The following is a 12233-nucleotide window of genomic DNA, read 5'->3' as shown; positions in this document are numbered from 1 at the left end:
AGATGGGTATGTCCATGGGCATGGGAGGACGCGGCGGACGCGGCCACAGGCGGCGCGGCCGTCACCATGCACTGATGTCCGAGATCAACGTCACGCCGATGGTCGACGTGATGCTGGTGCTGCTGATCATCTTCATGGTCGCCGCACCAATGCTGACGGTCGGCGTGCCGATCGACCTGCCGGATACGCAGGCCAAGGCGATGAATGCCGACACGCAGCCGATCACCGTCTCGATCAACGCCGCCGGCCAGATCTATCTCCAGGAAACCGAGATCCCGATCGAGGAGCTGGTAGCCAAGCTGCAGGCGATCTCGAAGACCGGCTATGAGGAGCGCATCTTCATCCGCGGCGACAAGTCCACCGACTATGGCACGGCGATGAAGGTGATGGCCCGCATTTCGGCCGCTGGCTACAAGAACATCGGGCTGGTTTCACTGCAGGAACAGGACCAATAGACGCGCGATGAAGACCGGCCTCACCACATCGGTGATCTTGCATACGGCGGCGCTGACCTTCGGCCTGTTCACGCTGACGGCGCCGGCCGCGCTTCCGTCGTCCGACGTCGAGTCGGTCGCGGTCGATATCGTGCCGATGGAAGCCATCGCGCAGACGTTGCAGGGCGACAAGAAGGCCGTGATGCATGAAAAGCCGGCACCCGTGCCGACGCAGCGCCCGGACATCGTTCCGGATGCGCAGAAGGTGGGCGAGAACAGCGTCGACACGGACAAGCCGATAACGCCGGAAGCCAAGCCCAAGCCCGTCGACATGACCTCGGCTCCGCCGCCCGCGCCGACCCCGATCGAAAAGCCGAAGCCCGAGGACGTGCCGAAGCCGCAGGAGAAGCCCAAGCCCACCCCGGCGACGGAAGTGGCGCCGGCGCCGACGCCCAAGGAAGAGGTCAAGCCCGAGCCGGTCAAGCAGCCCGACCCCAAGCCGACACCGGCCAAGCCGGCGCCAACCCCGCCGCCGCAGGACAAGACCGCCGCCATCGATCCGACGCCCGAGGTCAAGCCCGACGCCGTCGCCGAAGCCATAGCGCAGGAGCCCCCCGCCGAGGCGACGCAGCTGCCCGACTCGGCGCCCGCGCCGGAGGCACGGCCGAAGCCGCAGCCGGCGCAGGCCGAAAGCGCCAAGGCGCCGGAGCGCAAGAACGCCGACAAGCCGGTCAAGGAAGCGTCGTCGAAGCCGAAGTCCGATGACAAGCAATTCAACGCCGACGAGATCTCCGCGCTGCTCGACAAGCAGAAGCCATCCGGCGGCGGCGCCAAGCGCTCGACCCAGCAGGCATCGCTCGGCGGCGACAAGGATCAGGGCCAGAAGCTTTCCAGGTCCGAAATGGGCGCCCTGGAAAGCCAGCTTGGCGGCTGCTGGACCCTTCCCGCGGGCCTGGAAGGTTCCGAGAACTTCGTCGTCGTGGTGCGGTTCAACCTGGATGGTTCCGGCAAGCTGGACGGGCGCCCGGCGGTCGAAAAGTCGAGCGGAAATCGCCAGTTCGACGAAAGTGCCGTTCGTGCGGTGCAAAAATGCGATGTCACCGGCCTGCAAGTTCCCGCCGGCAAGCAGGACATCTGGGCCGACGTCCGCGTCACCTTCGATCCAAGGGAGATGCTGGGCCTCTAAGGCGGCCCGCGTATCCGAAAATCAGTACGAGAAGCGAGAAGACATGAAATCAATCCTCAAGCCGCTCCTGATGGTCGCAGCAATGGCGATGGGCATGACCGCGGCAGGCACGTTGCCGGCGCTGGCGCTCGTCGAGCTCAACGTCAACAAGGGCAATGTCGAGCCGCTGCCGATCGCCATCACGGATTTCCAGGGCGGCGACGCGCTTGGGGCGCAGATTTCGCAGATCGTCACCGCCGATTTGAAGCGTTCGGGTCTGTTCGCTCCGATCGACAAAAGCGCCTTTATCGAGAAGATCACCAACCCCGATGCAGCACCGCGCTTCGACGACTGGAAGGTGATCAACGCGCAGGCGCTGGTCACCGGCAGCGTCAGCAAGGAAGCCGACGGCCGCATCCGCGCCCAGTACCGGTTGTGGGATACTTTTGCGGGCCAGCAGATGGCCGGCGAGCAGTTCTTCGCCAACGACGCCAATCAGCGCCGTGTCGCCCACATCATCGCCGACGCCATCTATGAGCGGCTGACCGGCGAAAAAGGCTATTTCGACACCCGCGTCGTCTTCATCGACGAATCCGGCGCCAAGAACGCGCGCAAGAAGCGCCTTGCCATCATGGACCAGGACGGCGCCAATGTGCGCTATCTCTCGGACGGCAGGTCGATCGTGCTGACGCCGCGTTTCTCGCCGAACCGGCAGGAAATCACCTACATGTCCTATGAAAGCGGTCAGCCGCGGGTCTACCTGCTGCAGATCGAAACGGGGCAGCGCGAACTGGTCGGCAATTTCCCCGGCATGACCTTTGCGCCGCGCTTTTCGCCCGACGGCCAGAAGGTGATCATGAGCCTGCTGCGCGACGACGGCAATTCCAACATCTTCGCTATGGATCTGCGCAGCCGCTCGACAACGAGGCTGACCAACTCGACCGCCATCGACACCTCGCCGTCCTATTCGCCCGATGGTAGCAAGGTGGTGTTCACCTCCGACCGTGGCGGCCGTGCGCAGATCTACGCGATGGGCGCCGACGGCTCGGGCCAGACCCGCATCTCCTTTGGCGACGGCGTCTATTCGACACCGGTCTGGTCGCCGCGCGGCGACCTGATTGCCTTCACCAAGCAGACCGGCGGCGAATTCCAGATCGGCGTCATGAAGACCGACGGCTCGGGAGAGCGCATCCTGTCCTCCGGCTTCCAGCAGGAGGGACCGACCTGGGCGCCGAACGGCCGCGTGCTGATGTTCTTCCGCGATTCCGCCGGTGGCCCCAAACTGGTTTCGGTCGATCTGACCGGACGCAACGAGCAATCGATCCCAACGGCGAATTTCGCTTCGGACCCGGCCTGGTCGCCGCTGCTCGAATAGGTTCGGCTGAATTGCCACACATGCTGAAAAGGGGCCGTTTCGGCCCCTTTTCCATGCCTTGGCCGCCTTTTGGCCGTATTTACGCCTAGGGTCCGCGTGAACTGTGGCTTCAGGCCGAAACGGCTGCGGACGGGCAGCTTAAACCAAAATTTAACCGTGTTTCTTGAATGCCGGTTAACCCAAACGTGGTTACTGGGTGATCAACGAAATCACTCAAAGTAGATCACTCGAAATACGAAGGAGAGGCGGCATGGGCCGTATCGCAGCACTTACCAGAAACCCGGTCATGATCGCGCTGGTGGCGATGCTCGCCATCGCAGGTTGCGCCTCGAAGAAGACGCCGAACAACGCGGCCGATCTTGGCCTCAACGGCGCCGGCGCGGCGACGCCCGGCTCGGCGCAGGACTTCACCGTCAACATCGGCGACCGTATCTTCTTCGACACCGACTCGACCTCGATCCGTGCCGACGCGCAGACGACGCTCTCGCGCCAGGCGCAGTGGCTGAACCAGTACAAGCAGTATGCCATCGTCGTCGAAGGTCATGCCGACGAACGCGGAACGCGCGAATACAATCTGGCGCTCGGCGCCCGCCGCGCCGCCGCCACCCGCGACTTCCTCGTTGCCAAGGGCGTCTCGGCCAGCCGTCTCAAGACCATTTCCTACGGCAAGGAACGTCCGGTCGCGGTTTGCGACGACATCTCCTGCTGGTCGCAGAATCGCCGCGCGGTCACCACGCTCAGCGGTGCTGGCTCCTGAGGCATCACGCAGCCGACCGGCGCGTCAAAGAACGCGCGGCCGTCTAGCGGTAAAAATGCAACATACCTGCGCGAAAGGCGGCCCTGGGGCCGCCTTTTTCATATCCGGATGCTCGAAACAAAATTTGGCCGAAGTCTCGGCTCCTGCTATGAGCCGAGGGCGCTTGGCTGGTCCCATTCTGATTGGAAGGCGCGAACAAGCTAACGAAATCACTGCGAGAGGCACATGCATTTGAGATCGGTTCTGAGCGGCACGCTTGCGCTGCTGCTCCTATCAGGCGTCACCGCCTTGGCTAGTGGCACAGGGCAATCAACCGACAGCGGCTTTACCTTCCATCTTCCCAGTATCGAATTGCCGGGGTTTTTTGGTCAAAAGAAGAAACCGGACCAGGTTCAGCTGGTGCAGTCCGATCCTGCCGCTGTCACCAGCCTGGAAGAGCAACTGCGGCAGATGAACGGCAAGATCGAGGAACTCAATTTCCAGGTCCTGCAGATGCAGGAGCAGATTCGCAAGCAGCAGGAAGATAATGAATTCCGCTTCCAGCAGCTGGAAGGTGGCGGCACGCAAGGCGGGCAGCCGCCGGCGCAGAAGAAATCGGACGCCACCACCGGCCCCGACAACGACGTGGCGGCGGCCCCGGCAATACGGGCGCCGGCCGATGCCGGCGCCGCGCCCGCCAACGACCAGTCGGCAGGCGGCAAGACGGTCGAGGACGTCATCGTCGAATCTCCCGATGGCGACCCCGGCAAGGTCATTCCCGGTACGGGAGCGCCGGAAAAGAATTTCGGCACCATCACCGTCGACAAGAATGGCAATGTCATCGATGCCGGCGGCAACACACAATCGACCGCGCCGGCGCAGGACACCGCGCCAGTCGCCGGGGCGGCGCCCAAGGCCGGCAAGTCCGACACGGTAGTCGCGGCGTTGCCCGCCACCAACAACCCGGAGGAGCTTTACCGCAACTCATACCAGTTCATCCTCTCGGGCGACTACGGCACCGCCGAGCAGGGTTTTCGCGACCACATCGCCCGCTTCCCCAGGGATGCGAAGGCGGCGGACGCGCATTACTGGCTGGGCGAGTCATTGCTCGGCCAGCAGAAATACCGCGATGCGGCCGAGACTTTCCTTGCCGCCAGCAAGGACTACCCCAAGGCCAAGAAAGCTCCCGACATGTTGCTGAAGCTCGGCGTGTCGCTGGTCGGCCTCAAGCAGCATGATGTTGCCTGTGCCACCTTCAGCGAGGTCGGCAAGCGCTACCCTGATATTTCCAGTGCGCTCAAGGAACGCGTCAAGCAAGAGAAGGCTCTGGCTGCCTGCTGATCCTTGTCCTACATGTCGTTGTCCTGAAACCGGGATCACTTTTGGGCGACATGCATTATGCTCGACACCGAGCCGGACCTTTCGTCTAACCCTTTTTCGCATATCGATTTTACCAGCGGCGCTGTTGCGGCCGTGTCCGGCGGCAGCGACTCGACCGCCCTGCTCCTTCTTCTCAGACACCATCTCGACCGTACGGCGCCGGCAACCAAGCTGCTGGCGGTGACGATCGACCACGGTTTGCGGTCCGGTTCGGCTGCGGAAGCGCAAGCAGTGGCGAAGCTGTGCGCCAGACTCGGAATTTCACACCGCATCCTGACATGGTCGGGCCCCAAGCCATCGACCGGCCTGCCCGCCGCCGCTCGCGAGGCGCGCTACCGGCTGTTGTCCGAAGCGGCACAAGCCGAAGGCGTCGGCATGATCCTCACCGGCCATACCGCCGATGACCAGGCGGAGACGGTGTTGATGCGGCAAGCGCGCGCAGAAGGATTGGCGCGGGACGAGGGCCAAGGCCATGCCGAAATGGCAGGCCGGGGACTTGCCGGCATGGCGCCGGCCACCCTGTATGACTCTCGCGCGTGGATCGTGCGGCCGCTTCTCGGGTTGCGGCGCGCGGCGCTGCGAGATGTCCTGCGGCGTGAGAATGTCGGCTGGGCCGACGACCCGACCAATGCCGACGAGGCTTTCGAGCGGCCGCGCATGCGGGCAGCCCTTGCCGACGGCAACGGTGCACAGCGCATCGGCGATGCACTGGCGTTGGCCGCGCATGAGGGCCGCGCGCGCAGTCAACTCGGCCTCGCCGCCGCAAGTTTGATCGGCGATTTCGCGACCCGGCTGTCCTGCGGGCTCATTCGTCTTGATCCGCTTTTGCTGAACACAGGTGACGAGCGAGCGGCCGTCTATGCGTTGCGTATCCTGCTGGCCATGACCGGCGGAATTGCCTTCCTGCCGGATCAGGCCCGCAGCGAGGCTCTGTTCGGTCGGCTGAGGGCTGGATTTCTTTGCGCCACATTGTCGCGGACGGTTGTCGATTCCCGGCGCTCCGGCATCTTCCTGCGCCGCGAGGCGCGCGGCCTGCCCGCCGCCGCAACCGCCACCGGCAGCACCCTGTGGGATGGCCGCCGGCGCATCACATTGAGCGACAGCAGCAGCGCATTGTTGATTGCCCCGTTAGGCACGGCAGCGGCGAAGCGGCTGGCGACGGGCCAAGGAAAAGCCCCGCCGAGCCTGATGCGCGCCGCGCTCGCGGCCGAACCGGCGTTGTGGCACGCCGGGGAATGCCTTGGTTTGCCTGGATATGGGCTGAAGTCGGCGATGATGGAAGTGCGGCCGGTCGTTACCCCCTTTGCCCGCTTCCTGCCGTCCTTCGACCTGGCGCCGGCGCAGGCCGTCGCCGGGCTGATTGGCGCGGCCCCGGTGCCGCCCTTGCCTTTCAGCGGCCACAGTGCCGGCTGATGGTTGCGCGAAAGCTTAACCCAGACGTGCTGTTCTGCTTGGCAAGGGGGGACGCTCTCCCTATGTTAGGCGCAAGTTTCCTCTCATGACGCGTGTCCGCCCCGCGGACGCCAACGGGACAATTGATGAATCCGAACTATCGCAACCTCGCGCTCTGGGCGATCATAGCGGTCCTGCTCATAGCCCTGTTCAATCTGTTCCAGACGCCGCAGACGCGAGGGGCCTCCAGCGATGTGCCTTATTCGCAGTTCCTGCAGGATGTCGCGGCGGGCCGGGTCAAGACGGTGACCATCGCGGGCGCCCGTATCAGCGGCACCTACACCGACAATGCCAGCGGCTTCCAGACCTATTCGCCCGGCGATCCTTCGCTGGTCTCGCGGCTGCAGGACAAGAACGTCACCATCAATGCGCGGCCTGAAACAGACGGTTCCAATTCGCTGTTCGGCTATCTGATCTCGTGGCTGCCGATGATCCTCATCCTCGGCGTCTGGATATTCTTCATGCGCCAGATGCAGTCCGGCTCCGGTCGCGCCATGGGCTTCGGCAAGTCGAAGGCCAAGCTGCTCACCGAAGCGCATGGCCGCGTCACCTTCCAGGACGTTGCCGGCGTCGACGAAGCCAAGGAAGATCTGGAAGAGATCGTCGAGTTCCTGCGCGATCCGCAGAAATTCCAGCGGCTCGGCGGCAAGATTCCGCGCGGCGTGCTGCTCGTCGGCCCTCCGGGAACCGGCAAGACGCTGCTTGCGCGCTCGGTTGCCGGCGAAGCCAATGTGCCGTTCTTCACCATTTCCGGTTCCGACTTCGTCGAGATGTTCGTCGGCGTCGGTGCAAGCCGCGTCCGCGACATGTTCGACCAGGCCAAGAAGAACGCGCCCTGCATCATCTTCATCGACGAAATCGACGCTGTCGGCCGTCATCGCGGCGCCGGCCTCGGCGGCGGCAATGACGAACGCGAGCAGACGCTGAACCAGCTGCTGGTCGAGATGGACGGTTTCGAATCCAACGAAAGCATCATCCTGATCGCTGCCACCAACCGGCCCGACGTGCTCGATCCGGCACTGCTGAGGCCAGGCCGCTTCGACCGCCAGGTCGTGGTGCCGAACCCTGACATCGTCGGCCGCGAGAAGATCCTCAAGGTGCATGTACGCAACGTGCCGCTGGCGCCCAATGTCGATCTCAAGGTGATCGCGCGCGGTACGCCGGGCTTTTCCGGCGCCGACCTGATGAACCTTGTCAACGAATCCGCGCTGATGGCGGCACGGCGCAACAAGCGCCTCGTCACCATGGCCGAATTCGAGGACGCCAAGGACAAGATCATGATGGGCGCCGAGCGCCGCTCGTCGGCCATGACGCAGGCCGAGAAGGAGCTGACCGCCTACCACGAGGCAGGCCACGCCATTCTCGCGCTGAACGTGCCATCGGCCGATCCGCTGCACAAGGCCACGATCATCCCACGCGGTCGCGCGCTCGGCATGGTCATGCAGTTGCCCGAAGGCGACCGTTATTCGATGAGCTACAAATACATGATCTCGCGGCTCGCCATCATGATGGGCGGCCGTGTCGCCGAGGAGTTCAAGTTCGGCAAGGAAAACATCACCTCGGGTGCCTCTTCGGATATCGAGCAGGCGACCAAACTGGCGCGCGCCATGGTCACGCGCTGGGGCTTTTCCGACAAGCTCGGCCATGTCGCCTATGGCGACAACCAGGAAGAAGTGTTCCTCGGCCATTCGGTGGCACGCACGCAGAACGTCTCGGAAGAGACAGCGCAGATCATCGATGCCGAAGTACGCCGCCTGATCGACGAGGCCTACTCATCGGCGAAGTCCATCCTGACCAAGAAGAAGAAGGAATGGATCGCGCTGGCGCAGGGCCTGCTGGAATACGAGACGCTGTCCGGCGAGGAGATCAAGCAGTTGATCGCCGGCCACAAGCCAGCGCGCGACCTTGGCGACGACACGCCGCCGAGCCGTGGCTCTGCCGTGCCGAAGTCCGGCGGCCGGCGCAAGAAGGGGCCGGAGCCCGAAGGCGGCATGGAACCGCAGCCATCGAGCTGAGCTTGACCACTGATTTCATCGAACGCCGCGGCTTGCTCCGCGGCGTTTTTTGTCTTTGGCGTTGGGGAGGAGTTGTCCGCGACCTCGCATCTGCGACGATGACGATTGGCGAAAGCCTAGGTGATAGCCAATCTCCCCCCTTGCGGGGGAGATTGGCAACGTCGCCGCTGGCGTGCCCTCGAAGGCAACAAGAAGGCCCGCGAACCCTGCGGTTCGCAGGCCTTCTCTTCTTCAGATGTCTTGTCGCTCAGCTCTTCAGCTTGGCATTGCACAGGCTGTAATAACCGCCGCCCTTCTGGATCCAGCGAAGGCCGTTCAACGTGCCCGCGTCCTTGTTGCCATGGTAGCCCTGGAGACAGGTCTTCATGCGCGCCTTCGCGGGCTTTTCGGTCTTGAACTCGGCGGCCAGCGTGGTCGGGAATGTCACGCCCGCGGGCGCTACAGTGGGGGCGACCGCCGCGCTGGTTTCCTTTTTCGTCTGCGGCTCGGTTTTGACCGTATCCTCGCTGACACTGTCCGCTGCTGATGTCGCGCACTTCTCCTTGCGAAAAGCCGTCCAGTCCATGCCGTTCAGAGTGCCGCCTTCCTTGGCTGTTCGATAGGTCTCGCCGCATTCCTTCATCGTCAGTGCGCTTGCGGGGGCGACGCTCCAAGCGACAAATGCGGTCGCAGCCAATACCGCCAATTTCAAACTGTGCATAAGACCCTCCTGGTTGATAATAAGTTTGACGTCTTTTTGTATATGGTTTGTTCTTTATATGTTCAACAGAATCTTTTCGGACTACCGATGAGCTTGGCGGTGGGCAGTGTAGGCGAATTGATGATGCCGGCAGCCCGGCGACATGCAGATGCGAGCAAGGCAGTGTGCGTCTTCGCGCAACAAAAAAGGCCCGCGCATCTTGCGATGCGCGGGCCTTTGTTTGGAGACTATGGCTAAGCGATCAGCTCTTGAGCTTGGCGTTGCACAGGCTGTAGAAGCCGCCGCCCTTCTGGATCCACTTCAGGCCGCCAAGCGCATTGGCGTCCTTGAGGGCATAGTACTGGTCGAGGCAAGTGTGCATGCGGCCTTTACCGGGGGTCTCGCTGGCATATTTAGCCGAGATCGCGGACGGGAAAGTGACGCCCTTGGGTGCGGCCGTGGTCGGCTTTGCCGGCTCCTTGGTGTAGCTCGCCTCGTCGGCGGCCGGCACGGTGTCGTCATCCGAGGCACTGGTGCCGCATTCCGTCTTGCGGAAGTCGTTCCACTTCATGCCTTTCAGCGTGTTGGCCGTCTTGGCAGCCTGGTACTTGGTGCTGCATTCGGCCATGCTCAGACCCTTGCCGTCGGCGGGAGCCGCGGCAGCCTTGGTGGTTGCCGGCTTGGCGGCGGCAGCGGCGGATGCACCGGCGACGCATTCGGACTTGCGGAAGTCGTTCCACTTCATGCCGTTCAGCGTGCCGGCAGCCTTCGCCGCCTGGTATTTCGTGCTGCATTCCTTCGCCGTCAGGCCCTTGGCTGTGCTGTCGTCCGTCGCGGCGGCAGCCTTGGCAGCCTTGGCCGGCTTCGTTTCCGCGGCCTTCTTGGTATCGGCCGGCTTGGCGTCGGTGGTTGCCGCGGCATCGGTGCCGCATTGAGCCTTGCGGAACTGATTCCAGGTCGCTCCGGCGAGTGTCCCCGCATCCTTGGCGGCGTTATACTTCGTGCTGCACTCGGCCATCGTCAGTGCGTTGGCTGGCGCGGCCAGGAACAAGGTCGCGACGGCGAGGCCGGTCAAAGTGGCAAGTCGGTGGATGAGCATAGCGTTTCTCCGTTGCAGCAGCCCATGATACGTCCCTGCAAATCAATAACGCTCAACGGCCGGTTGCGCCAGATGCTAAGTGGCGTATATATCGCCGAAAACCGGCTTCTCCCGATAAGGTGATGAAATCGTTGTCCATTGCCTGGTTGAGAGCAAGATTTTCCTGATGCATCCGCGCTGAAAGGCTCGAATGACTTGTATATTGCAGCATGGCAGTCTGGGCATGTCAGGTTGCAGCCACGTTGTGTGCAGTGCACAACAATGGTTTTCTAAGAATTGGTAACGTATAATCACACAATGTGATCATAGCGCGCCGGCCAATTGTGGCATGACGTGCCGGGGAAGAAACTTCGAGGAAGCTGACTAGCATGGCAGGGAATTATTTCGGCACGGACGGCATTCGCGGGCGCGCCAACAAGTTTCCGATGACTGCGGAAATCGCGATGCGGGTCGGCATGGCCGCCGGCCTTTCCTTCCAACGCGGCAGCCATCGTCATCGTGTCGTGCTCGGCAAGGACACCAGGCTTTCCGGCTATATGATCGAGAATGCCATGGTCGCCGGTCTTTGTGCCGCCGGCATGGACGTGTTCCTGCTCGGCCCGATCCCGACTCCGGCTGTCGCCATGCTGGTGCGTTCGCTGCGCGCCGATATCGGCGTCATGATCTCGGCCTCGCACAACCCCTATTACGACAACGGCATCAAGCTGTTCGGACCCGACGGCTACAAGCTCTCCGACGAAATCGAGGAGCGCATCGAGAGCATGCTCGACAAGGATATCGAACTGGCGCTCGCCGATTCCGACGGGCTTGGCCGCGCCAAGCGCGTCGATGGCGTGCATGACCGCTACATCGAATTCGCCAAGCGCACCTTGCCGCGCTCGATGTCGCTCGCGGGCTTGAGGATCGTCGTCGATTGCGCCAATGGCGCGGCCTACAAGGTGGCGCCCGAGGCGCTGTGGGAACTGGGCGCCGAAGTCGTCGCCATCAATGTCGAGCCCAACGGCTTCAACATCAACAAGGAATGCGGCTCGACCCATCCGGCCGGCCTGCAAAAGAAGGTGCACGAAGTGCGCGCCGACATCGGCATCGCGCTCGACGGCGACGCCGATCGCGTCGTCATCGTCGATGAAAACGGCGCGATCGTCGATGGCGACCAGATCATGGCGCTGATCGCCGAATCCTGGCACCAGAGCGGGCGGCTTGCGGGCGGCGGCGTCGTTTCGACGGTGATGTCCAATCTCGGCCTCGAGCGCTTCCTCGGCGGCATGAAGCTGCAATTGCACCGCACCAAGGTTGGCGACCGTTATGTCGTCGAGCATATGCGCGCGCATGGCTTGAATGTCGGCGGCGAACAGTCAGGTCATATCGTGCTGTCCGACTTTTCGACGACCGGCGACGGCCTGGTCTCGGCGCTGCAGGTGCTGGCCTGCATCAAGCGGCAGGGGCGGCCGGTCAGCGAACTGTCGAAAAAGTTCGAACCGGTGCCGCAGCTTCTGAAGAACGTCCATATTTCCGGCGGCAAGCCGCTCGAGGAGGCGCCGGTCAAGGCCGCCATCGAAGACGCCCGTAACCGCCTCGGCAAGACCGGACGGCTGGTTATCCGGCCATCAGGGACAGAACCGCTGATCCGCGTGATGGCCGAAGGCGACGACCCGCAGCTGGTCGAGTCCGTCGTCAACGGCATCGTTGAAGTCATCTCGGAAACGCGCAGCGCCGCCTGACCCCAGCGCGTCCAGCAGGACGTGGATCGGACAACCAGGCGCGCCGCGCTCCCTTAACCGGTCCAAGGCCCGCCCCTCGGCGTAATGCAGTTCACTTAGGCACCTTCAGTGTTCTGACAGGATATTTGGCTGGTAGCTTTTTGACGACACGGGGGCATGATCGCCCCCGTGTTTTTG

At 63.1% G+C, this 12233-nt stretch carries 10 protein-coding genes; 8 read left to right on the top strand and 2 right to left on the bottom strand.

The features are described from left to right. Positions 1-2: 2 nt before the first annotated feature. From tolR to ftsH, 7 genes are all read left to right on the top strand, one after another. A complete protein-coding gene (tolR, locus tag NKJ11_RS08015) occupies positions 3-455 on the top strand; it encodes a protein TolR (protein ID WP_023811855.1) in 453 nt (150 codons plus the stop codon). 7 nt (positions 456-462) lie between these two features. Continuing rightward, positions 463-1620: a cell envelope integrity protein TolA gene (gene tolA, locus NKJ11_RS08010; RefSeq protein WP_352440960.1), complete on the top strand. Its 1158-nt coding sequence runs from the start codon at positions 463-465 to the stop codon at positions 1618-1620. A gap of 70 nt (positions 1621-1690) precedes the next feature. After that, entirely contained in the window at positions 1691-2974 is a 1284-nt protein-coding gene (tolB, locus tag NKJ11_RS08005; RefSeq protein ID WP_502900202.1) for a Tol-Pal system beta propeller repeat protein TolB, read from the top strand. Positions 2975-3224: 250 nt separating this feature from the next. Beyond that, a complete protein-coding gene (gene pal / locus NKJ11_RS08000) occupies positions 3225-3731 on the top strand; it encodes a peptidoglycan-associated lipoprotein Pal (RefSeq protein WP_013529149.1) in 507 nt (168 codons plus the stop codon). A 225-nt stretch (positions 3732-3956) separates the two neighbouring features. Beyond that, positions 3957-5051 carry a tol-pal system protein YbgF gene (gene ybgF / locus NKJ11_RS07995; RefSeq protein WP_128305347.1) on the top strand — a complete coding sequence of 365 codons (1095 nt, stop codon included), beginning with the start codon at positions 3957-3959 and terminating at the stop codon, positions 5049-5051. Between the two features lie 57 nt (positions 5052-5108). Next, positions 5109-6503: a tRNA lysidine(34) synthetase TilS gene (gene tilS, locus NKJ11_RS07990; RefSeq protein WP_352611402.1), complete on the top strand. Its 1395-nt coding sequence runs from the start codon at positions 5109-5111 to the stop codon at positions 6501-6503. Positions 6504-6628: 125 nt separating this feature from the next. Next, positions 6629-8557, top strand: a complete 1929-nt coding sequence (gene ftsH, locus NKJ11_RS07985) for an ATP-dependent zinc metalloprotease FtsH (RefSeq protein WP_023811859.1) — start codon at positions 6629-6631, stop codon at positions 8555-8557. 247 nt (positions 8558-8804) lie between these two features. On the opposite strand, the gene NKJ11_RS07980 is transcribed toward ftsH, so the two are convergent. Together NKJ11_RS07980 and NKJ11_RS07975 are read right to left on the bottom strand one after the other, a co-directional pair. Next, positions 8805-9257 (bottom strand): hypothetical protein, encoded by a 453-nt coding sequence (locus NKJ11_RS07980; protein WP_023811860.1) that lies wholly within the window; start codon positions 9255-9257, stop codon positions 8805-8807. A gap of 241 nt (positions 9258-9498) precedes the next feature. Beyond that, positions 9499-10335 carry a hypothetical protein gene (locus NKJ11_RS07975; protein WP_352611403.1) on the bottom strand — a complete coding sequence of 279 codons (837 nt, stop codon included), beginning with the start codon at positions 10333-10335 and terminating at the stop codon, positions 9499-9501. 368 nt (positions 10336-10703) lie between these two features. Here NKJ11_RS07975 and glmM point away from each other — a divergent pair, with 368 nt between their 5' ends. Further along, a complete protein-coding gene (glmM, locus tag NKJ11_RS07970) occupies positions 10704-12056 on the top strand; it encodes a phosphoglucosamine mutase (RefSeq protein WP_023811863.1) in 1353 nt (450 codons plus the stop codon). Positions 12057-12233 lie beyond the last annotated feature (177 nt).

The organism is Mesorhizobium sp. M0243, assembly GCF_040321775.1.
Classification (GTDB): domain Bacteria; phylum Pseudomonadota; class Alphaproteobacteria; order Rhizobiales; family Rhizobiaceae; genus Mesorhizobium.
Note: the sequence above shows the minus strand (reverse complement) of the source record. Positions and strands in the feature narration are given on the sequence as shown.

What these genes read in the sequence shown, in the direction of transcription:
- tolR (WP_023811855.1), top strand. Translation starts at nt 3, where the DNA reads ATGGGTATGTCCATGGGCATGGGAGGACGCGGCGGACGCGGCCACAGG.
- tolA (WP_352440960.1), top strand. Translation starts at nt 463, where the DNA reads ATGAAGACCGGCCTCACCACATCGGTGATCTTGCATACGGCGGCGCTG.
- tolB (WP_502900202.1), top strand. Translation starts at nt 1,691, where the DNA reads ATGGTCGCAGCAATGGCGATGGGCATGACCGCGGCAGGCACGTTGCCG.
- pal (WP_013529149.1), top strand. Translation starts at nt 3,225, where the DNA reads ATGGGCCGTATCGCAGCACTTACCAGAAACCCGGTCATGATCGCGCTG.
- ybgF (WP_128305347.1), top strand. Translation starts at nt 3,957, where the DNA reads ATGCATTTGAGATCGGTTCTGAGCGGCACGCTTGCGCTGCTGCTCCTA.
- tilS (WP_352611402.1), top strand. Translation starts at nt 5,109, where the DNA reads ATGCTCGACACCGAGCCGGACCTTTCGTCTAACCCTTTTTCGCATATC.
- ftsH (WP_023811859.1), top strand. Translation starts at nt 6,629, where the DNA reads ATGAATCCGAACTATCGCAACCTCGCGCTCTGGGCGATCATAGCGGTC.
- NKJ11_RS07980 (WP_023811860.1), bottom strand. Translation starts at nt 9,257, where the DNA reads ATGCACAGTTTGAAATTGGCGGTATTGGCTGCGACCGCATTTGTCGCT.
- NKJ11_RS07975 (WP_352611403.1), bottom strand. Translation starts at nt 10,335, where the DNA reads ATGCTCATCCACCGACTTGCCACTTTGACCGGCCTCGCCGTCGCGACC.
- glmM (WP_023811863.1), top strand. Translation starts at nt 10,704, where the DNA reads ATGGCAGGGAATTATTTCGGCACGGACGGCATTCGCGGGCGCGCCAAC.